Annotated in this window: 21 protein-coding genes; 9 read left to right on the forward strand and 12 right to left on the reverse strand. The window is 69.1% G+C overall.

The window, feature by feature from the left end; genetic code table 11:
• Positions 1–112: 112 nt before the first annotated feature.
• Positions 113–1,345 (forward strand): MgtC/SapB family protein, encoded by a 1,233-nt coding sequence (locus HV742_RS17240; protein ID WP_175145959.1) that lies wholly within the window; start codon positions 113–115, stop codon positions 1,343–1,345.
• Here the strand turns inward: HV742_RS17240 and HV742_RS17245 are convergent.
• The 6 genes from HV742_RS17245 to HV742_RS17270 form a co-directional block, all read right to left on the reverse strand.
• A complete protein-coding gene (locus HV742_RS17245; protein ID WP_049073738.1) occupies positions 1,330–1,776 on the reverse strand; it encodes a hypothetical protein in 447 nt (148 codons plus the stop codon). The two genes, HV742_RS17240 and HV742_RS17245, sit on opposite strands and share 16 nt — an antisense overlap.
• A 110-nt stretch (positions 1,777–1,886) precedes the next feature.
• Entirely contained in the window at positions 1,887–2,615 is a 729-nt protein-coding gene (locus HV742_RS17250; RefSeq protein WP_175145960.1) for a helix-turn-helix domain-containing protein, read from the reverse strand.
• A 180-nt stretch (positions 2,616–2,795) separates the two neighbouring features.
• Positions 2,796–3,449, reverse strand: a complete 654-nt coding sequence (locus tag HV742_RS17255; protein ID WP_175145961.1) for a response regulator — start codon at positions 3,447–3,449, stop codon at positions 2,796–2,798.
• Positions 3,446–4,534, reverse strand: a complete 1,089-nt coding sequence (locus HV742_RS17260) for a PAS domain-containing sensor histidine kinase (RefSeq protein WP_175145962.1) — start codon at positions 4,532–4,534, stop codon at positions 3,446–3,448. The genes HV742_RS17255 and HV742_RS17260 overlap by 4 nt, the downstream gene beginning before the upstream one ends.
• 142 nt (positions 4,535–4,676) lie before the next feature.
• Positions 4,677–5,198 (reverse strand): flavodoxin family protein, encoded by a 522-nt coding sequence (locus HV742_RS17265; protein ID WP_068952719.1) that lies wholly within the window; start codon positions 5,196–5,198, stop codon positions 4,677–4,679.
• On the reverse strand, positions 5,195–5,680 hold the full coding sequence (locus tag HV742_RS17270) for a CBS domain-containing protein (RefSeq protein WP_049073744.1): 486 nt from the start codon (positions 5,678–5,680) through the stop codon (positions 5,195–5,197). The genes HV742_RS17265 and HV742_RS17270 overlap by 4 nt, the downstream gene beginning before the upstream one ends.
• Positions 5,681–5,847: 167 nt before the next feature.
• Here HV742_RS17270 and HV742_RS17275 point away from each other — a divergent pair, with 167 nt between their 5' ends.
• Complete coding sequence (locus HV742_RS17275) at positions 5,848–7,221, forward strand: MBL fold metallo-hydrolase RNA specificity domain-containing protein (RefSeq protein ID WP_175145963.1); 1,374 nt, start codon at positions 5,848–5,850, stop codon at positions 7,219–7,221.
• Between the two features lie 6 nt (positions 7,222–7,227).
• Here HV742_RS17275 and HV742_RS17280 read toward each other — a convergent pair whose 3' ends face one another.
• From HV742_RS17280 to HV742_RS17290, 3 genes are all read right to left on the reverse strand, one after another.
• A complete protein-coding gene (locus tag HV742_RS17280; protein WP_254601154.1) occupies positions 7,228–9,609 on the reverse strand; it encodes a phosphoketolase family protein in 2,382 nt (793 codons plus the stop codon).
• The gene (locus HV742_RS17285; protein ID WP_175145965.1) at positions 9,606–10,406 is read right to left on the reverse strand and encodes a L,D-transpeptidase; all 801 of its coding nucleotides are present in this window, start codon (positions 10,404–10,406) and stop codon (positions 9,606–9,608) included. Before HV742_RS17285 ends, HV742_RS17280 begins: the two co-directional genes overlap by 4 nt.
• 103 nt (positions 10,407–10,509) lie before the next feature.
• Complete coding sequence (locus HV742_RS17290) at positions 10,510–10,935, reverse strand: universal stress protein (RefSeq protein WP_175145966.1); 426 nt, start codon at positions 10,933–10,935, stop codon at positions 10,510–10,512.
• Positions 10,936–11,194: 259 nt separating this feature from the next.
• Between HV742_RS17290 and HV742_RS17295 the strand changes: the two genes are divergently transcribed.
• Together HV742_RS17295 and HV742_RS17300 are read left to right on the forward strand one after the other, a co-directional pair.
• Positions 11,195–12,028 carry a universal stress protein gene (locus HV742_RS17295; RefSeq protein WP_059270481.1) on the forward strand — a complete coding sequence of 278 codons (834 nt, stop codon included), beginning with the start codon at positions 11,195–11,197 and terminating at the stop codon, positions 12,026–12,028.
• A gap of 27 nt (positions 12,029–12,055) precedes the next feature.
• Positions 12,056–12,514: a universal stress protein gene (locus tag HV742_RS17300; RefSeq protein ID WP_068952729.1), complete on the forward strand. Its 459-nt coding sequence runs from the start codon at positions 12,056–12,058 to the stop codon at positions 12,512–12,514.
• 151 nt (positions 12,515–12,665) lie between these two features.
• Here the strand turns inward: HV742_RS17300 and HV742_RS17305 are convergent, their stop codons facing one another.
• The gene (locus tag HV742_RS17305) at positions 12,666–15,047 is read right to left on the reverse strand and encodes a catalase (protein WP_175145967.1); all 2,382 of its coding nucleotides are present in this window, start codon (positions 15,045–15,047) and stop codon (positions 12,666–12,668) included.
• A 162-nt stretch (positions 15,048–15,209) separates the two neighbouring features.
• On the opposite strand from HV742_RS17305, the gene galU reads away from it, so the two are divergent.
• The 5 genes from galU to HV742_RS17330 all read left to right on the forward strand — a co-directional run bounded on the left by galU (position 15,210) and on the right by HV742_RS17330 (position 18,698).
• Positions 15,210–16,055: a UTP--glucose-1-phosphate uridylyltransferase GalU gene (gene galU, locus HV742_RS17310; RefSeq protein WP_054418164.1), complete on the forward strand. Its 846-nt coding sequence runs from the start codon at positions 15,210–15,212 to the stop codon at positions 16,053–16,055.
• 153 nt (positions 16,056–16,208) lie between these two features.
• Positions 16,209–16,745 (forward strand): DUF4142 domain-containing protein, encoded by a 537-nt coding sequence (locus tag HV742_RS17315; RefSeq protein ID WP_175145968.1) that lies wholly within the window; start codon positions 16,209–16,211, stop codon positions 16,743–16,745.
• A gap of 64 nt (positions 16,746–16,809) precedes the next feature.
• On the forward strand, positions 16,810–17,043 hold the full coding sequence (locus tag HV742_RS17320) for a DNA-3-methyladenine glycosylase (protein WP_232732953.1): 234 nt from the start codon (positions 16,810–16,812) through the stop codon (positions 17,041–17,043).
• Between the two features lie 26 nt (positions 17,044–17,069).
• On the forward strand, positions 17,070–17,339 hold the full coding sequence (locus HV742_RS17325) for a hypothetical protein (RefSeq protein WP_175145969.1): 270 nt from the start codon (positions 17,070–17,072) through the stop codon (positions 17,337–17,339).
• Positions 17,340–17,618: 279 nt separating this feature from the next.
• A complete protein-coding gene (locus HV742_RS17330; protein ID WP_059270477.1) occupies positions 17,619–18,698 on the forward strand; it encodes a mechanosensitive ion channel family protein in 1,080 nt (359 codons plus the stop codon).
• A gap of 26 nt (positions 18,699–18,724) precedes the next feature.
• Here HV742_RS17330 and HV742_RS17335 read toward each other — a convergent pair whose 3' ends face one another.
• Together HV742_RS17335 and HV742_RS17340 are read right to left on the reverse strand one after the other, a co-directional pair.
• On the reverse strand, positions 18,725–19,132 hold the full coding sequence (locus HV742_RS17335) for a hypothetical protein (RefSeq protein WP_175145970.1): 408 nt from the start codon (positions 19,130–19,132) through the stop codon (positions 18,725–18,727).
• Positions 19,133–19,251: 119 nt separating this feature from the next.
• Positions 19,252–20,955, reverse strand: a complete 1,704-nt coding sequence (locus HV742_RS17340) for a phosphoglucose isomerase-related protein (protein ID WP_175145971.1) — start codon at positions 20,953–20,955, stop codon at positions 19,252–19,254.
• Positions 20,956–21,045: the final 90 nt, after the last annotated feature.

Below are 21,045 nucleotides of genomic sequence, written 5' to 3' on the forward strand. Positions count from 1 at the left end.
AATCGGCCGGCGGGCGTGGATCGGCCGGATTGCCGATTCCCGCCGGGCCCGTTTTGGCGCAACAATGAGGCTTCGGGCGGCCGCGCCGTCTTCGGCGCATTGACGTGACATCATGGACACGCAGACTCCACTCCCGTTCGCGATCGCGCTCGGCATCGGCTTGCTGATGGGCGTGGAGCGCGAGCGGCGCAAACGCGGCGCATTGGCCCGGCCAACCGCCGGCGTGCGCACGTTTGCCCTGACGTCATTGCTCGGCGCCGTCGCCATGTACCAGGGCGGCGCGCTGCTGGTGGGCCTGGCGGCGGCGGCGTTGGGACTGCTGTTGCTGGCGCACGCGCGGGCCGCCGGGACGGGGCAGGGCATGGCCACCCAGGCGGCCTTGCTGTTGAACCTGCTGCTGGGCGGCCTGTGCCTGCGCGACCCGGTGCTGGCGTCGGGCCTGGCCGTGACGGCCGCCATCCTGCTGGCGGCGCGTACGCGTCTGCATCGGTTCGTGCGCAAGGTCCTGAGCCGCGAGGAAATGGTCGACGGGCTGATCCTGGCGGCTGCCGCGCTGGTGGTGCTGCCCATGCTGCCGGATGCCTACCTCGGGCCGTTCCAGGCCTTGAACCTGCGCACCGTCTGGAAGTTCACCGTGCTGGTGATGGCGGTCAGCGCGGCCGGCCACGTCGCCTTGAGGCTGTTCGGACCGCGCATCGGGCTGCCGCTGGCCGGCTTCGCATCGGGCTTCATTTCCAGCACGGTGACCATCGGCGCCATGGGCCAGCGGGTGGCCGCCGAGCCATCGCTGATGGGGCCCGCCGTGGCGGGCGCGGTGTTGTCCTCGATCTCGACCCTGGTGTTGATGGCGGCGGTGCTGCTGGCGATCAGTCCGGCCACGCTGCAGGCCCTGTTGCTGCCGCTGGCGTGCAGCGGCGCGGCCGCGCTGGCCTATGGCGCGATGTTTCTGTTGCGCGCGATGCGCCAGCCGCCGGCCACGCCAGTGGAGCCCGGACGGCCTTTCAAGCCGCAGGCGGCCCTGATGCTGGCGCTGATCGCCGCCGCCGTGCTGGTCGGGGCGGCCGCGTTGAATGCCTGGCTGGGGCAAAGGGGCATCGCGCTGGCGGCATTGCTTGGCGGCTTCGTCGACACCCATGCGGCGGCGGCCTCGGTGGCGACGCTGGCCGCCGCCGACCGCGTCCTGCCGGCGCAGACCGTGGTGCCGGTGCTGGCCGCGTTGTCGGCCAATGCCTTGAGCAAGGCGGTGTTCGCGGCCGCGAGCGGCGGACGCCGTTTCGCGGCCCAGGTGGTGCCCGGGCTGCTGCTGATGATCGTGGCCGCCTGGGCCGGCTACGCGGTCGGTTGAGCGTGGCGGTCGGCGGCGGCCGCATCGCCCTGGCGATCGCCGCCGGCCCCGTTGCCCTGCGACAGAAACTGCGCCGCGCCTTCGGCGATCTGCGCCATGCGTTCCTGCCAGGGACTCTGGCTGCTGCGGATGGCCGCGGCGGTCAAGGCGGTGGCTTCGCGCGCGATCTTTTCCAACTCCCGCAGGTAGGCCAGCTCTCGCCCGAACAGCTCCAGCATGAAGCTCTGCTGCACCGCGAGCAAGGCGCCAGCGGTGTCGGCGGCGTCGACCTGGTCGCGGGCATGCTGGACGAACGCCAGCATTTCCTTGTCGGTCCTGAGCTGCAACGTGCGCAACTGCCGCAAAGTGTCGAAATAGCCCGAGGCCGAGGCCAGCAGGCTGTTGAAGCCGTACTTGTACAGCGCGGCATGGGGTTCGTAGTCGAGTTGCATGGTGGGTCTCTCCACGGGGACGGCGTATGCATGCGCCCGCGCCGCCTGGAAGATCCAGCATAGGCCCGCCGTCCCCGCCGACATTGACCAAACTCAACTACGCGGCCGGGTCAGCCGCAGCTCAAGCGGCGCAGGGCGTCGACGTCGAGGATCTCCAGGTGGCGCTTGCTCACCAGGAGCAGCGACGCCGCCTGCAGGCGCGCGAAAACGCGGCACACGGTTTCGATTTTCATGCCCAGGTGGTTGGCAATGTCCTCGCGCGTCATTTTCAGCACGAACTGGCGCGACGAATAACCATGGGCGGCCATTTGCTCGGAGGTCTCGACCAGGAAGCTGGCGATGCGTTCGTCCGTCGTCATGCGACCCAGGGTCAGCAGCAGGCGCTGGCAATGGTTCATGTCGTGCGCGATCAGGCGATGGAGCTGGCGTCCCGCCTCGGCATCCTGCTCGCAATTGGCCTCCAGTTCGCGGTAGGGCAGGGCGCAGGCCACCGAGTCCTCCAGCGCAATGGCATCGCAGGTATGGATGCCGGTTTCGATGGCATCCAGGCCCAGCAGCGAACCCGCTCCCGGGAACGCGGTGATCTGCTCCAGACCCGACGTATTGGTGACGCGGATCTTCATCGACCCGGCGCGCAGCAGATACAGGTTGTGCAATGCGTCACCGGCGCGATACAGCGCTTCGCCCCGGCGCACGCTGCGCCGCCCGCGCGCGGCCGGCGCTAGCGACGCCCAGTCCTGTGGATGGCACAGGCGCGCCACCTCGCAGGAAGCGCATTCGCGCGGTAGCCCCTGATTGACCGGCGGGGGAGTCGACAGCGCGAGCGAGGTCGTGTCCATGGTTGCACCTCATCGGGTAAGGATATCCAGGCAGAAATCGAGGCGGGCGCGCGACCGGCACGCGCATGCAAGCAGTATGCGCGGCGGCCGGCGACGGCGCTATCGGCGCAACCCGCCAGTTCCCATACGAATCGCCCCCGATCGGGTGTAGGAATATTCCTACACCGCCGCGCGACCCGGTCAGCCGGCGGGGCCTTCCTGGTCATCGATCAACCGGTGCTTGAGCGCGTAGCGGACCAGGTCGGCCTGGTTGCGCAGGCGCATCTTCACCAGGATCCGGCTCTTATAGGTACTGACCGTCTTGACGCTCAGGAAAAGCAGCCGCCCGATGTCGGCGTTGTTCAGGCCCCGGGCGAGGTGGTGGAACACCGACGACTCCCGATCGGACAGCGACAGATGCGGTTGCAGGGCGCCGTCGGCATGGCGCTCGAAGGCAACGCTCTCGGCCACCGACGGGCTCAGGTAGCGGCCACCGGCGGCAACCCGGCGCACGGCCTGCACCAACTCCGTGGCGGCGCTGTCCTTGGTGAGATAACCCGCCGCGCCGGCCTTGATGGCCTGGACCGCGTATTGCGGCTCGCCGTGCATCGTCAATACCAGGATCGGCACGGCGGGGTAGTCGCGGCGGATCAGGCGGATCAGGTCGACGCCGTCGTGGCCCGGCATGGACAGGTCCAGCACCAGCAGGTCCCATGGCCGCTCGGCCAGCAAGCGCAGCGCTTCGGCGCCGTTGCCGGCCTCGCCCTGCACCGAGATGTCGCCGGTCGGTTCCAGCAGGCGGCGCAGGCCCTCGCGCACCAGGGTATGGTCGTCGGCGAGCATGACGGCGATCATGGCGTCTCCCACGGCGGCTGCGGCGGCTGGGCCGGCAGGGTGGCTTTCAGGCGGAAGCCGCCTTGCCGGCGCGTCGTGATGCTGACGTCGCCATTGAGCAAGCGCACCCGTTCGCGAATGCCCTGCAGGCCGAGCGAAAAGGACAGCTTGCGCGTCAGGCTCTCCGGTGTCGCGCCCACGCCGTTGTCCTGCACTACCAGGCAGCACTCGGTGGCGTTGCAGGACAACCGCACCTGCACCTGGCTGGCCTGCGCATGCCGGGCGATATTGGTCAGGGCCTCCTGGACCACGCGATACAGTGTCGTCGCCACCTGCTTGGCGGGTTCGCCGGCGCCGATGTCGATATGCGCGTCGGTGGCGATGCCATAGCGCGACACGAAGTTCGACACCAGCCATTCGATCGCCGCGGCCAGCCCGAGGTCATCGAGCATGACCGGCCGCAGGTCGGCGGCGATGCGCCGCAATGAGGTGAAAGTCAGTTTGATGAGGCGGCGCATGGCCTCGACCCGGTCATGCAGGTCCTGGTCGTGCGGCGACAGGCGCGCGGCCAGTTGCGACAGTTCCATGGTCAGCGCTGTCAGGCTCTGGCCGAGGTCATCGTGCAATTCCCGCGCAATGTGCTTTTTTTCCTGCTCGCGTACGTGCAACAGGGCATTGGACAGCCGCGTCAGTTCGTCGCGCGAGGCCAGCAGGGCCTGGTCGACCCGCTGCCGCTCGGTGATGTCGCGCAGGAAAATCGACAGGAACACGCCGGCTTCGCCCTGTGTCTGCGAAATCGAGGCTTCCATGGGAAATTCCTCGCCATTGGCGCGCAGGCCCCACAGCGGCGCGCCCAGCCCCATCTTGCGTTCGGAAATGCCGGTATGGCGAAAGCGCTCGACATGCCGGGCATGCACGGCGCGAAAACGGACGGGTATCAGGATGTCGAGACTGGCGCCGATGGCCTGGTCGGCCTGGCGCAGGAAAACGCGCTCCGCCGCCGGGTTGAACATCACGATGCGCTGTTGCGCGTCGACCGTGATGATGGGTTCCGTGGCGGACTGGATGATATCGAGAAGCGGTGGCGCGTTGGCCGGGGGCTCCATGGGCGGGTGAGATGTGCGCGTTCCAGGACCGAACGGGGGTCTGGATTGATTGCAGCACAGTTCCCCGCCGTGCGCCATAGTCGCGATGCACGGGGCCTGAAGGGCCGGGCACGAGCCGTCCCCTTTTTGTTCCCCCCGACGGTCAGTCGACGGCGGGCAGCACCGGGTCGTCCCAATCACCCGCGCCGCCGAAGGCCTGCAACTGCGCCTTGAAACGGCACAGCGCCGCGTCGCTCTCGCCGGCCAGCACGTCGAACTGCTTGAGCAGCAGGATCGAGCGCGGCTTGGCGCCGATCGCGCTGGCCATGTCGTCGACCGCGCGAAAGCCGCCATATCCGGACATCACGCAGATCACCGAATAGGCCCGAATTCCCTGGCGCGCATTGCGCAGGAATGCGCGCATGGGCGCGGCCAGCGATCGCAGCCACACCGGCGCGATCAGCACCACGTGGTCATAGGCGTCGAGCGCCGGCCCGTCGTAGCGGTACGCCGGGCTGCGCTTGAAGAGCACGTCGACGATGCAGCGCAGGTCCCCGCGCAAGCCGAGCCGGGGCTGTGGGTCGCGGATCTCATGGACCGGCCAGTGGGTCATGGCGGCCAGGCGTTCGGCCACCGCGCGCGCGGTGCCGCTGCGCGAATAGAACACGATGCCGATGCGGGTCATGATGCCTCCTTGCGGGCGGGAGAATCGCGCTCATCCTGGGCCAGCAGGGCGCGCAGGATATCGCGGCGGCTGACCACGCCCACCAGCTTGCCGTCGCGCGTGACCGGCACGCGCTTGATGGCGTGCTTGAGCAACAGGTCGGCGATCCGCGACAGGGGCGCCGATTCATCGACGGTGATCACCGGGCTGCTCATGACGCTGGCGGCGGCGCGCTCGCCCAGTTGCAGGCTGTGCAGGAATTCCAGGTTCAAGGGTTCGCCTTCGGCCAGTTGCGCCAGCCAGTGGTCGAGTTTTTTCTGGTGGGCGCTGTCCTGCCGGCGCACCAGGTCGCCTTCGCTGATCAGGCCGATCAAGGTGCCGTCGTCGCCGACGACCATGACGGCGCTGATTTCCCGCTCGACCATTGCGCGCATGATCTGGGAGACGGGCGTTCTGGCATTGACGCAATAGGGATTCGGGGTCATGAGTTCGCTCGCGAGCATGCTGTTCTCCAGGGGAAAAGGGGCGTACCCTGGCTGGCGGGGCGCCTTGTCTTCATCTTGATCCGCCCGCCGGGCGCGGTCTTGATCTAGGTCAAGCCGCGCGCCGCGCGCCATTTCCCATGGGCGCGCGCCGTGCGATGCTGGCAGCGCATCCGCAAGGAGGAGCCATGTCGAACCATCCGATGCTGTGTTTCCTGGGCGCCGCCGGCACCGTCACCGGCTCGCGCCACCTGCTGGAGATCGACGGCCGGCGGATCCTGCTCGATTGCGGCCTGTTCCAGGGCGTGAAGACCTTGCGGCTGCGCAATTGGGCGCCGTTCCAGGTGCCGCCCGCCGACATCGACGCCGTGGTCCTGTCGCATGCGCACCTGGACCATTCGGGCTACCTGCCGCGCCTGGTGCGAGACGGTTTTCAGGGGCCGGTTCACTGTTCACACGCCACGCTCGACCTGTGCCGGCTGCTGCTGCTCGACAGCGCCCACCTGCAGGAAGCCGATGCCGATTACCTGAACCGGCACCATCTATCCAGCCACAAGCCCGCGCTGCCGCTCTATACGGTGGCGGACGCGCAACGCGCGATCGCAGCGTTGCGCCCCCAGGATTTCGAAACCTCGGTCGAACTGCCCGGCGGCTGTCGGGCCCGGCTGCACCGGGCCGGCCATATCCTGGGGGCCTCCATTGTCGAACTCGAGTACCCGGGCGGCCGCCTGGTCTTCAGCGGCGACCTGGGACGCTATGGCGATCCGCTCATGCCGGCGCCGCTGCCGATCCCGCAGGCCGACTATCTGGTGCTCGAATCCACCTACGGCAACCGCGCCCACAGCAAGGAAAGCGTGCTGGTCGCCCTGGAGGCCATCATCCTGCGCACGGTCAGGCGCGGTGGCACGGTGGTGATTCCGTCGTTCGCCGTGGGCCGGGCGCAAGCGTTGCTGTATTACCTGTGGCAGCTCAGGCAGGCGGGGCGCCTGCCGCGCGACCTGCCGGTATTCCTGGACAGCCCGATGGCCAGCGGCGCGGTGGACGTGTACCTGCGGCACCTGGCCGACCAGCGGCTGACGCTGGCCGACGCGCGCGCGGCCTTCGGCATGGCCACCTGCGTCACCGACGTGGAGCAGTCCAAGGCACTCGACGCCTCGCCCATGCCGAAGATCATCGTGTCGGCAAGCGGCATGGCCACCGGCGGCCGCGTGATCCACCATCTCAAGCACTATCTGCCCGATCCGCGCAACACGGTCCTGTTCGCCGGTTTCCAGGCCATGGGCACCCGGGGCGCCGCCATGCTGGATGGCGCGGCGACGGTCAAGATCCACGGCGGCTACATTCCCGTGCGCGCGGAAATCGACAACCTGTCGATGCTGTCGGCGCACGCCGACGCCGACGAGATCCTGCGCTGGTTGGGCGGCTTTACGCAGCCGCCCCGCGAGACCTTCATCGTGCACGGCGAACCCGACGCCGCCGATGCGCTGCGTCTGCGGATCAAGGACGAACTGGGCTGGCGCTGCCGGGTCATGGAACAGAACGACAGGGTGGAACTGGCCTGACCGGCATCAATCGCGCCGCGCCTCGTAAGTCGGCCATCTGCCGTCGCGGATGTCGTCGCTGTCGATGCCTTCGGCGCGTGCCTGCGCCACCTGCTGGTCGCGCCTTGCCAGCCACTGCTCGCGGACGGCGGCGCCGCAGTGGCGCAGGCGCGGCACGCGGGCCAGCACGTCGATCGCCAGGCTGTAGCGATCGATGCCATTGAGCACGGCCAGTTCGAAGGGCGTATTGACATCGCCCTGTTCGCGGTAGCCATGCACGTGGAAATTGACGTGGTTGCGGCGCTGATAACACAGCCGGTGGATCAGGGCCGGATAGCCATGGAAATTAAAGATCACCGGCTTGTCGCGCGTGAAGAGGGCGTCGAACGCCTCGTCGGTCAGGCCGTGCGGATGAACCGTCGGCGGCGCCAGGGCGAACAGGTCGACCACGTTGACAAAGCGGATCTTCAGGCCGCCGAACCGCGACGACAACAGCGCCACCGCCGCCAGCGCTTCCCCCGTGGGAACATCGCCGGCGCAGGCGAGCACCACGTCCGGCTCGTGCGACACATGGGTGCCGGCCCAGTCCCAGGCGCTGGCGCCGGCCTGGCAATGCCGCGCGGCCTCGCTGGCATCCAGGTAGACGGGGTGGGGCTGCTTGTCCGCCACGATCACATTGACGTAGCCGACCGAGCGCAGGCAGTGCGCGGCCACGTTCAACAGACAATTGGCATCCGGCGGCAGGTAGATGCGAACCACCTCGGGACGCTTGTTGGCCGCGACATCCAGGAACCCCGGGTCCTGGTGGCTGAAGCCGTTGTGGTCCTGGCGCCAGACCACGGAGGTCAGCAGCAGGTTCAACGACGGCACCGGCGCGCGCCAGGCGCCTTGCCGGCGCGCCTTGTCCAGCCATTTGGCATGCTGGTTGAACATTGAATCGATCACATGGGCGAACGCCTCGTAGGTGGCCAACAGGCCGTGCCTGCCGGTCAGCGTATATCCCTCAAGCCATCCCTGCAGCAGGTGTTCGCTCAGGACCTCCATGACCCGTCCGTCGGCCGCCAGGTGCCCGCCATCGGCATCGCTATCGAGCAGACGGGCCATCCAGGTCTTGCCGCTGGCCTCGAAGACCGCCGCCAGGCGGTTGCTGGCGGTCTCGTCCGGCCCGAACAGGCGGAATCGGTCGGCATTGGCCCGCATGACGTCGCGCAGGTAATTGCCCAGCAGTTGGGTGGGCGAGGCATCGGCGGCGGCGGGCGCGCGCACCGGCTGGCTATAGGCCTCGGGGCTTGGCAGGTCCAGCGCGCGCCGCAGCAGGCCGCCATTGGCGTGGGGGTTGGCGCTGATGCGCCGGTCCCCGACCGGGGCGAGCGCGCGCAGTTCGGCCGCCAGCGCGCCATCCGCATCGAACCACGCTTCTGGCCGATAGCCTCGCATCCAGGCCTCCAGCGCGCGCAGATCCTGCGGCCGGCCGGCGGGGTCGGGCAGCGGGATCTGATGGGAACGCCACGAGTTCTCCACCGCGTGACCATCGATCTGGCGCGGCCCGGTCCAGCCTTTCGGGGTGCGCAGCACGATCATGGGCCAGCGGATAGGGGTCCGTTCACCGCCGCGCGCGCGCGCCTGGATCGCGCGGATCTCGGCCAGGCATTGCTCCAGCGCCCGCGCCATCTTCCGGTGCATCGCGGGCGGGTCGTCGCCTTCGACAAAACAGGGGCGATAACCATGGCCCTCGAACAGCGCGAGCAGTTCGGCGTGGGAAATGCGGGCCAGCAGGGACGGATTGGCGATCTTGTAGCCGTTCAGGTGCAGGATGGGCAGCACCGCGCCATCGCGCGCCGGGTTCAGGAAGCGGGCCGACTGCCACGACGCGGCCAGCGGTCCGGTTTCGGCCTCGCCGTCGCCGACCATGGCGGCCACGATCAACGCAGGATTGTCGAACGCGGCGCCGAAGGCATGCGCGAGGCTGTAACCGAGTTCGCCGCCCTCGTGGATCGAGCCCGGCACATGCGGCGAGCAGTGCGACCCGATGCCGCCCGGGGCCGAAAACCGCTGGAACAGGCGCGTCATGCCGGCTTCGTCCCGCGAGCATTCGGGGTAGCGTTCCGAATAATGGCCGTCCAGATAGGCGTGGGCCAGCACCGCGGCGGCGCCGTGGCCGGGACCGCATACATACATCAGGTCCAGGTCGTGCTCGCGGATCAGGCGATTCAGGTGGGTCAGTGTGAAGGTCTGGCCGGGGCAGGTGCCCCAGTGCCCCAGGATTCGCCGCTTGATGTGCGCGGGCGCCAGCGGCTGGCGCAGCAGGGCGTTGGCGCGCAGGTACAGCATCCCGGCGCACAGGTAATTGCTGGCCTGCCAGTAGGCGTGCAGGCGCTGCACCTCGGCATGGGAGGGCAGGGAGGTCATGGCGGTTTTCCTTTGGCGGGCGCGGCGGGTACCGCCCATGCCGGACGCGTCGAACGGCCGCTGTCGACGATGATCAGGTAGCGGCCGGCGCCGGTCACCGGCGCGCGGTCACGCAGCAGCACCCAGGGAGGCGTCACCAGCGCGGCGGCCAGCTCGTAGTCGGCATCCAGCAGCCCGAGACGGTCGATCAGGCGATTGAATGTCGCCGGGATGCGGATGCAGCCTTTCGATTGGGCCGTGCCCAGGCGCTGTTCCAGTACATACGGGTCGGTCGCGTGCATCTGCAGGCGCATGGTCGCGGGCGCGCGGTCGCCCCATCCCTTGTTGGCGGTCTGCCAGCCGAAGTCGTAGACCCGCATGCCCTTGGCCCCATAGCCGAGGATGCCGTTGGCGTTGCGGGTGCCTTCGGCCCGGAAATCGGGGTTGGCGAGCGTGTGGCTGAAAACGCCCCTGGGCGTCTCGAAATGGTCGAACTGGCCGACCCGGCCGGTGGACACAGGCGTAGCCCCCAGGAACAGCGGCGGCTGCGCCAGCCAGTACAGCAACGCCGCCTGCACCCGGATATCCCGATCCACCACGATGACAAACTGCGGACCGAGCGGCGTGATGCCGGCCGCCCGCAGGGCCTGCGCCGCCAATTCTCCGTAGCGCGCCTGTTCGTCGGCGGGCGGCCTAAGCGTCGGCGTGACCTGCTCGCCGAAGGCGCGGGCCACTTGCGCGGCGGGGGCCGGCGGGAGAGGCTGCGCCGCCGCGCCGGCCGCCGGCAGCAGGGCGACCAGCGCGAGGTGCCAGGCCATGACGGCGCGCGGCGACGGGCGCCGGCTTGCCGGACGGCCGGGCGCGGGCAGGGCGCCTGCCTGGCGCGGTGCGGGCTGCGCGCTTGTCATGATGGGCTCGCCGCTAGTTCACCATGACCACCGGCAGGTGCACGGCATGCAGCAGTTTCAGGGCCACCGAGCCCAGCATCAGGCTGCCGGCGGCGCCCAGCCCGCGCGAGCCCATCACGATGTGGTCGCACTGGTGTTCGGCCGCGTATGCCTGGATGGACTCGGCGACATTGCCCACGCGCAGGCTCGATTGATACATGATGCCCGCCTTGTCCAGCGCCGCCTTGGCATCGGCGAGCGCCGTCCTGGCTTCGTCCTCGTAGTATTGCTGGATCATGTCATGGGACACGAACGCCAGCACCGCGCCGGAGACGATAGGCGGCTGTACGTTCAGCAGATGCAGGTTGCACGCGCCGTGTTCGCGGACATGGTCGATCATGTAGCGCACGGCACGCAGCGAATTGGCGGATCCGTCGACCGGGATAAGCACGTTTTTCATGGAACCTCCTGGCGGGGAAGGGGAGCGGCAGGTGTCATCATCGCGCCGCGCGTCCGCCGGCCATTGACGCGGGTCAAGCCGGCGCGATTTCTTTCCGGTCTTGTGGCGGCGGCAACCGATCGGCTTCGCCGGCTGGCGGGGTTGACAAAGGTCAACGTCCCACGCCGTCGGCGGCGCAAGATGGCGGAACATCCCGACCCGCGCCGCGGGCACGCCGCCCGCCGGCCGGACAACGCCGCATCCTCCTGGAGGCTCCGCCATGTTCCGCCGTATCGCCGTGCACCTGGACAATGGCGTCGATTGCAGACGCCGTATCGATATCGCCCTGCGGATGGCCAAGGCGCATGACGCCCATCTCACCGGCATCTTCGCCAGCCACATGCAGCCTGGCTATTTCTACGACGAGGGCGGCCTGTGGGCCCGCTCAATGGAAATCATCAAGGAAATCAATACGAAAGGGCGCGCGGCCACGCAGCAGGCGTTCAGTCAGGCCGCCGCGCAGGCCGGCGTGGCGATCTCCTGGCGGCAGGGCGACGACGCGCCGGCCGACTGCCTGGCGCGCCACGCGCGCTATTCCGATGTCGTCATCGTCAGCCAGGAAAACGGCTATGACATCGAAGCGGCCACCGGTGACGATTTCGTGCCGCAGACCCTGCTTGCCGCCGGACGTCCCGTCATCGTCCTGCCGACGGCGGGCACGTTCGAGACCATCGGCATTCGGGCGCTGTATTGCTGGAACCGGGGCCGCGAGGCGGCGCGGGCGCTGGCCGACGCCGCGCCCATGCTGCGCAGCGCCGTCGCGCTGCGCGTCCTGACGCTGCAAGGCGCCGAGGAAGATCCCGAGCGGCAGGCCGCTTACGAGGATCTGGCGGCGTACTGCGCCAGCCACGGCTTTCCGCCCTTGGAATCCGAGACGCGCGACGCGCGCGAAGCGGGCATCGGCGATGCCATCCTGGACGCCGCCGCCGACTTCGGCGCCGATCTCATCGTCATGGGCGCGTACGGACATAGCCGCGCCCGCCAATGGATACTGGGCGGCGCCACGCGTTCTTTGCTGTCGGCGATGACCGTGCCGGTGCTGTTTTCGCACTAGCCGGGCGCCAGGATCCGGGAGACCGCCATGCCAACCGAACATCGGCGCATTCTCGTGGCCATCGACGGCAGCCACGCGTCGGACCGCGCGCTGGACGAGGCCATCGGCCTCGCCAGGCTTTCACATGCCGAACTGCGCGTCATCCACGTCCTGGACGATCTGTCCATTTCAATGGCATTCAATCCCTATGCGGGCTATTACACCGGCGAACTGATCACCCAGCTGCGCCAGGACGGCGCCCAGTTGCTGGCGCGGGCAGCGGCGCGCGCCAGCGCCGCGGGCGCCGTGGTGCAGACCGCGCTGTACGACGATCTCGGCCTGCCGGTGCGGGAGCGCATTTTGGAAATCGCCCGGAGCTGGCCAGCCGACCTGATCGTGATGGGCACGCACGGGCGTCGCGGTGTCGACCGCGCCTTGCTGGGCAGTTGCGCGGAAGGCGTGGTGCGCGCCGCCTCGGTGCCGGTGTTGCTGGTTCGTGCGGCCTGAACGCGGCGGTCCGAGGGGAGGATAACCAGGGGGCGAAGGGATAAAGGCGTCGAAAAGGGTTGCTGACGTCGACGGAACAATCGGGAAGAAGCAGGCCGGTCCTGGAAACCGGCCCATTTCTTACTTTACATAATATACATTATGCGTATTTTCAAACGACCGGCGGCGTACGCTCCCGTTCAGGATGGCGATGACGTGCCAACGCCTCCAGAAATCCCGCCGCGACCTTCTGCGATGCTTCGCCGATGATCAATCCGCCGTCGTCTTCCGCCGGCGCGATGCCGGCCGCTTCCAGCACGTCGGCGCCTTCGCCCAGCGCCAGCAAGGTTTTGCCATGGCGGTAGCTGTCGCGCACGAACTCCAATGCCCGGCCGTCGCCGAGCCAGCGCTCGCTGGCCGCGCCACCGGACGGCACCACCGCGCCGTCGAACAGCCCGGACGGCTGGTTGTCCAGCGATGCGTCGGCATCCAGCGAACCGCCATCGGCGGTGTCCACGGGGCCGATGCGCTGGCCGACCAGGCGCACCACGACGCCGGCCTTGATCAAGGCTTGGGCCAGCGTCGTCACGGCGGCGCCATCCACGCCTTCGGCCACCAGGATGGCGACCTTGCGGGTGGCGACGCCTTGTTCGCCCGGCCGCGCCGTCAGCGACAAGGACGGCGACTGTTCGACTTCCGGGCTGGGCGGCTGACGCAAGGCCCGTGGCATGGGCTCGGGCAGCGCCATGCCCAGCTTGTCCGCCACCGTCCGCGCCAGGTCATCCGACACGTTGCGCAGCGACGCCACCATGCGCTGGCGGATGGCGGCGACCGTGACCTTGCTCAGCTCGAAGGCGAAGGCGTCCGCCAGGTGCCGCTGTTCCCAATCCGCCTGGCTGTTGTAGAACAGGGTCGCCTGGTTGTAGTGCTCGGCGAATTTTTCCGGATGGCCGCGCAATTCATCGCCGGCCACCGGCTCGGGGAACGACACGTAGCCGGTCATCCCGGCCTGGAAAGGACAGCCGCCCGCCAGCGAATTGGGCTCGTAGGCCACGCGCCCGCGATGCACCGCCTGCCGATGCATGCCGTCGCGTTGATTGTTGTGCACCGGCGCCAGCGGCGCGTTGATCGGGATTTCGTGGAAATTCGGTCCCCCGAGCCGCGAAATCTGCGTATCCACGTAGGAATGGATGCGCCCCGCCAGCAACGGATCGTTGGTGAAATCGACGCCCGGCACCACGTGGGCCGCGCAGAACGCGACCTGCTCGGTTTCAGCGAAGAAATTGTCCGGGTTGCGGTCCAGCACCATGCGGCCGATGGGCCGCACCGGCACCAGTTCCTCGGGCACGATCTTGGTGGCGTCGAGCACATCGAAACTGAAGCGCTCCGCCTCTTCCTCGGTGAAGACCTGCACGCCCAGCTCCCATTCCGGGCCATGGCCCGAATCGATGGCTTCCCACAGGTCGCGGCGGTGAAAGTCCGGATCGGCGCCCGACACTTTCACGGCCTCGTCCCAGACCTGCGAGTGCGTGCCGGCCACGGGATTCCAGTGGAATTTCACCAACCGCGACTCGCCGCGCTCGTTGACGAAACGGAAGGTGTGCACGCCAAAGCCCTGCATCATGCGGTAGCTGCGTGGAATGGCGCGGTCCGACATCAGCCACATCAGCATGTGGGTCGATTCCGGCATCAGCGACACGAAGTCCCAGAAGGTATCGTGCGCCGAGGCCGCCTGCGGCATGCCGTGATGCGGCTCGGGCTTGACGGCATGCACCAGGTCGGGAAACTTCATGGCGTCCTGAATGAAAAAGACGGGCATATTGTTGCCAACCAGGTCCCAATTGCCCTCGTCGGTATAGAACTTGACGGCAAACCCGCGCACGTCGCGCGCCGTGTCCTTCGAGCCCCGTTCGCCGGCCACCGTCGAAAACCGCACGAAGACCGGCGTGCGCTTGCCCTTTTCCGCGAACAACGAGGCGCGCGTCAGGTCCGTCAGCGGCTCGTAGCATTCGAAATAGCCATGCGCGGCCGAACCGCGCGCGTGCACGATGCGTTCCGGAATGCGTTCATGGTCGAAGTGCGTAATTTTTTCGCGCAGGATGAAATCCTTCAGCAACGCCGGGCCGCGCAAGCCCGCCTTGAGCGAATGCTGGTTGTCGCTCACGGGCACGCCCTGGTTCGTGGTCAACGCCTGCCCCTGGGCATCGGCGCGCACCCGCGCGAGCTGGCCATCGACCGCGTTCACGCCCGGCGCGGCGCCCTCTCCCGTCTTGGCGTTTCCCTCGCGCTCGGACAGGGTGCTGGCGCCCACGACGGCATCGGGCGGCTCGACCTGGGCGCCCAGGTACGGGCAGCGCGCGCCCTCTTCCCCATACTCGTTGGCCTTGTCGACGTGGTGCGGCAAGGCCTGCACGGTCTCGGCCACCGCGGCGGCGCGCCGCATGGCCGGCGTGGCGGCGCCGGCGGGCGGCGCGCCGGGGCCGCTGTCCGTATTGTTGAACGCGGTATCGACAGGGCCCTGGGCCTTGGCCTTGCTGGGTTTCTTGCTTGCCATGGATATCTCCTGGTGCGTCGGGCCGGCCGGAGCCGGCCGGCAGCGACGGGATTCGCTGAGTGGGATCCGGCAAGCAAGTCCCGTACCCGCGCCGCCGGCGCGTCCCCGCCCCCTGGGCACGCGCCTTGCTTCATGAGGGTCCCGCCCTCAACGAGACCCGTCATGCAACCCATCCGAATCGCGGTTTTCCCCGTCGCCGGACTCGGCACCCGCTTTCTGCCCGCCACCAAGGCCATGCCCAAGGAAATGTTGCCCGTGGTGGACAAGCCCTTGATCCAGTATGCCGTCGAAGAAGCGATCGCGGCCGGCATCACTGAATTGGTGTTCGTCACCGGGCGCAACAAGCGTGCCATCGAGGACCACTTCGACCGGGTGCCCGAGCTGGAGCTCGATCTGGAAGCCAAGAACAAGGTCGCGCTGCTGGAGACGATCCGCAACGTGCTGCCCGCCCACGTCAACTGCGTCTACACGCGCCAGTCGACGCCGCTGGGGCTTGGCCACGCGGTGCTGTGCGCCGAACCGATCGTGGGTAACGAACCCTTCGTCGTGCTGCTGGCCGATGACCTGATCGATGCGCCCTTCCCCGTCATCGGCGAGATGATCAAGGTGGCGCGCGAATTCGAGGGCAGCACCCTGGCGCTGCAGCGCATTCCCCGCGAGCACTGCCGCCAATATGGCATCGTTGCTGGCGAGCCGGTCGCCGATGGCGTGCTGCGCCTGAACGGCATGGTCGAGAAGCCGGATCCCGCCGACGCGCCGTCGAACCTGGCGGTGGTGGGACGCTATGTGCTGGAGCCGGAGATCTTTGCCTGCCTGCGCCGAACCGCCGCCGGCGTGGGCGGCGAGATCCAGCTGACCGACGGCATCGCCGCCCTGCTGCGCGAACGCCGCGTGTTCGGCCACGAGTATGACGGCGTCCGCTACGACTGCGGCAGCAAGGCGGGCTTTTACCAGGCCACGATGGAAATCGGTAAAAAGTACCACCAGCTCGGCACCGGTCACGCCTGAGGCTACCGCGCCGGGACGCGCGGCCATGCGATGCCGGCGTCCCTTCCCCGTCGCCCCCGCCGCCCGCGCCCGTCCCGGGAACAGGGATTGCGGGATTGGCGCCAGGCCCGCATCCGCCAGGCCACGCGCTTCACCCCATCTTGGGAGCACGCCATGTCCATCCGCTATCTCACCACCTTGTCCCTGTTGTTGTTCGCGCTGGGAGGGCCCCAGGCCGGCATTGCGCAGGCCGCGCCGACCCCCACCAAACTCGACAGCGGCGACCGCGACTTCCTTGAAAGCGCGGCGCAGGCGGGCCACCTCGAAGTCCAGGCAAGCCGGCTGGCGCTGGAAAAGACCCGCAACGCCGACCTGAAAGCGTTCGCGCAAAAGATGATCGATGAGCACGGCAAGGCGGGGCAGCAATTGGCCGCGCTGGCGCACGGCAAAGGCTATGACGTGCCCACGGAACCTTCGCTGACGCAGAAGGCCCGCTTGAAGGCATTGGGCCTGCGCGACGAGGGTTTTGACAAGGCCTACGCCGAGGAAATCGCCGTGGGCGCGCATGAAGATGCCGTGGCCCTGTTCGAGAAGGCCTCGAACGACGTCAAGGATCCTGACATCAGGCAGTTCGCCATCCAGACCTTGCCCACGCTGCGGCAACACCTGCGGATGGCCGGGACGCTCAAGCAAGGCATGGACAAGCCATGATGATGGGCAGATATGCGCCGCTGAGACCGCCGAAGCCGGCCGTACCGCCCTTCGCGGCAGGCCCATGATGGACGGCGATGAACTGCTGGCCCGCATGCTGGCCACCTCGGTTACCGACAGGCAGGTCACCGACTGGCCGGAGGTGCTGGCCGACTATGCGCAATGCGTGGCGGCCTTGCGCCACAAGTTGACGGCGCGGGAAATGGAAACGCTGATCTGCGCGGGCGCCGATTTCTATCGCACGCTGGCGCGCGCGGAACAGTATCGGCAGGCGTCCGTCTGGAACACCTCGCGCTGAACCCGGTCCTGAACACAGGAAATGCCATGATCATTCCCGAGCCGGCTGCATCCACCACCCTGATCGGCAACGCGGCGGTTTCGTTGAGCCCGCCCGCCGCCCCGATCCCCGGTCCCGCCGCCAATGCCGAGCGCCTCCAGGAGACAGACCGATCGCCGCGGCCGGCGTCCTCGCAGACGCCCTCACACCGGCTGCGCAGGCTGTCCATCGGCCTGTGGCTGGCCCTGCTGTTATGGGCGATGGGCGCGGTGCTGCTGGCGCTGCTGAACCTGGCCTCGCGCCTGCTCGCCTTCTGACACCTCCAGACGAAAGACCCGCCGAGCCCGGCGCCAGGGTGGGACGGCCGGACCAGCCAAGTCAGGGCTTGCCGCGCGCGCCCGGCGCCGCGATGGCGCTGGCTGTTCCAATGCCGACCGATGCTGGTCTGCCATACGTGCGCGCCTTTCAATGCGACTCCGGTGCCGCCCTTTGACTGACCACCGCAGCGGCGATCCCCAAGCCCGAGCGCCAGGCGGGCGGCGAACGCACGGCACGGCGATTGCTGCATAGCGGCATCCCCTTCCCCCGGAGACGACATGCCCTCCCCCTGGTTTTCCTTCTCCGCCCTGCTCGCCGATCATCCCGTCGCGCTGTGGCTCGCGGCGCTGGCGACAGGCGCCGCGCTGTGCGGCCTGCTGATGCTGGTCCTGCGCCTGGCGCGGGCGCGCCTGGATCGCCTGGCACGCCCCCCCGGCCAGGGGATCGCCGGCGCGGCGTCGCGCATCCTGCTGCGCACCAACTGGGTGATCCTGGCGCTGGCCTCGCTGCTGCTGGCGGCGGACCTGGTGGGCGCGCCGCTGCCCGGCCGCGCCGGCCCGGGCCACCTGTGGTTCGTCCTGATCGCGCTGCAACTGGCGCTGTGGCTGGATCGCGGCATCGACGTGGGCCTGGCCCACGCCGTGGCGGCGCGCGGGCGCACCGGCTCCATCACCGCCACGCTGCTGTCGTTCCTGCTGCGGGCGCTGGTCTGGGTGATCGTGCTGCTGGCCATGCTGGACAACGTGGGCGTGAACATCACCGCGCTGGTCGCCAGCCTGGGCATCGGCGGCGTGGCGGTGGCGTTGGCGGTGCAGACCATCCTGAGCGATCTGTTCGCGTCGATCTCGATCGGGTTGGACAAGCCATTCGAGGCCGGCGATTTCATCGTCTTCGGCGCCGTGGCCGGCAGCATCGAGCACGTCGGCCTCAAGACCACCCGCATCCGCAGCCTGGGCGGCGAACAGATCGTGTGCTCGAACACCGAGCTGCTCAAACAGACAATCCAGAACTACAAGCGCATGCAGCAACGGCGCATTGTGTTCTCGATCCGGGTGGCGTATCGCACCCCGGTCGACCAGGTGGCCGCCATCCCCGCCATCATCCGCGCGCGCATCGAGGAACAGCCGGACACCCGCTACGACCGCGCCCACCTGGCGCGGCTGGGCGAGAGTGCGCTGGAATTCGAGGCGGTGTATTACGTCATGAGCGCCGACTACAACCGCTACATGGATCTGCAACAGGCCATCTACCTGGGCGTGATGCGCGACCTGCAGGCCGCCGATATCGCGCTGGCGCTGCCCGAAAGCATCCTGCACCTGGCACGGCGCGCGGCGCACGGGGAGGAAGCGGCGGCGTGAGTTCCGCGCCGCCGCCCGGCGCTGCGTCAGCGCGTGTCGGTGGTGCCACCGGAACCGGCCGACGCGCCGGAGCCCGGCATGCCGCCCTGCCCCGTGGAGCCCGTGCCGCCCTGGCCACGCGCCGGGCCGCGGCTATCGGTGCCGCCTTCGCCTTCCAGGCGCCGGGCCGGACGGTCATCCTTGGCCGGACGCGGCTCGCCTTGCGGCGACTGCGACTTGGGCACGGCGCGCGAATCGCCTTGTCCCGGTTGCGCCTTGGGTTGCGGCTGCGGGTTCGCCTGCCCGGGCTGCGCCTTGGGCATTGGCTTGGGGGCCGGCGCGGTGGTCGCGGGCGGCGTCGCATTGCCGTCCGGCTGTGTGCCCTGGGCCCATGCGGAGGCGGTGGCCAGGGCGCCGAGCGCGGCGGCGCTGATGATGCGTCGGGAAAGCTTCATGGGATATCTCCAATAAGGGACGGCCCGGTCCGGGCCGGACGCGGCCGGGCGGTGCACGGCCTGAGGTGGGGGGCATCGGGTGTGAGGAACATCGGGTAAAGCGCCTCGGGCAAATTGCCTCAGGCGGCGCGGACGCCCGCGCCGTGAGCCAGGTCCTGGCGCAGCAGCGCGGCAAGCCGCGCCAGGCCGGCGTCGAGATCCCCCGAAATGTGGATGCGCAGGCATTGCCGGCCTCGCGCCATCAGTTCTTCCATGTCGGCGCGCGCCTGGGCGACCTGCGTGGCGCCAAAGCTTGCGCCATGGCCCGGCGCGGCCAGCGCTTGCGGCGCATCGGCGGTGATGAACAGGAACACGCCGCCCGCGGTTCCCCCCTTGTGCAGTTGCCCGCAGGAATGCAGGTAACGCGGACCAAAGCCGCCCACCGTGGCCGCGCCGGTGCCGCCACGCACGCAGTCGCGCGCCGATGCCAACCAGCGTTCGCAGTCTGCGTCGCGCGGCAAATACGCCAGCAGCGCCACGTAGCCGCCCGCGTCCAGGTGCGCCGCCAGCCGCGCGAACGACGCCGGCGCCGCCGTGGGCGCGCCGTGGAAGGCCAGCGGCCCTTGCACCCGCAGCAATGCGCACGTCTGCGCGCCGGCCGTGCCGTCCGGCGCCGCCGCCAGGCTGCGCGCGCGCGCCTTGCTGGCCTCGACGTCGGGCTGGTCAAAGGGATTGACGCCCAGCACGGCGGCGGCGATGGCGGTGGCCGCCTGCCAGCGGAAGAATTCCTGCCCCACCGATAACGCCGCGCCGCTGTGGCAGGTCACCACGGGATGGCCTGCGGCGGCCAATTGCCGCACCCTGGCCTCCAGCCCGGCGGATTGCCCGTTGGACAGGTGGACGAAGAGCCGGTCGCGGCCATAGTCCGCCGGCTCGGCCAGGGGTTCCTGGGCGATCGGAATCAGGCCCTTGCCGTCCTTGCCGGTGGATTCGGCCAGCAGTTGCTCCAGCCAGCAGGCCAGCGCTTCCAGACCCGGGTCGGCCAGCAAGGTGACCTTGTCGTGGCCGGCAAGCGCCGCCTCGCCCAGCAGCGCGCCCAGCACCAGGCCGGGATTGCGCCTCGGGTCGCGGCGCGCGGAACAGGCGCGGCGCATGGGCTGGGTGGCGCGCAACAGGCGGGCCGGATCATGTCCCAGCAGCGCCGCCGCCGCCAGGCCGAACGCGGAAAGCACCGAATAGCGGCCGCCCACGGCGGGATTGCCCAGGAAGATCGCCGCGTAGCCCTCCTGCAGCGCGCGCGCATGCAGCGGCGTGCCGGGGTCGGTGATGGCGACGAAGCGGCGGGCGGCTTCCTGCCGGCCCAGCCGCCGCGCCACGCACTGCTGGAAGTAGGCGGCCAGCATGCCGGACTCCAACGTAGTGCCAGATTTGCTGGCGACCACGAAGAGCGTGCGGGTCAGGTCCAGCCGCGCCTGCAGCGCCAGGATCTGCGCCACGTCGGTGGAATCGAGCACGTGCAGGCGCAAGCCGCCGCCGGCCACGCCCAGGATGTGCGCCAGCGCCTCGGCGCCCAGTGTGGCGCCGCCCATGCCCAGCCATACCGTATCGGTAAAGCCCGCCACGCACAGCCGGCGGCAAGCGGCCGCGAGGCGGCCAAGGTCCGTCGGGGCGGCGCCAGGCCGCAGCCAGCCCAGCCATTCGCTTTCGTCGCCACCGCTCCAGAGCGTGGCGTCCCCGGCCCACAGGCGTTGCGCCCACGCCTCTTGCGTGGCCGTGGCCAGACGCCGCTCCAGGCTGGCCGCCAGGGCGGCGGGCAAGACATGCGAGAAGCCGTTCAACGGCACGCGCGGGGTCGCCCGCCGCGCGGGCGGGCGTCCGGCCGCCATCGCGGGGTGTGGCGCGCGGCGCGCGGAAGGGGTGGGTATGGCTGTCGG

Source organism: Achromobacter ruhlandii (assembly GCF_902859695.1).
Lineage (GTDB): Bacteria > Pseudomonadota > Gammaproteobacteria > Burkholderiales > Burkholderiaceae_B > Achromobacter > Achromobacter ruhlandii.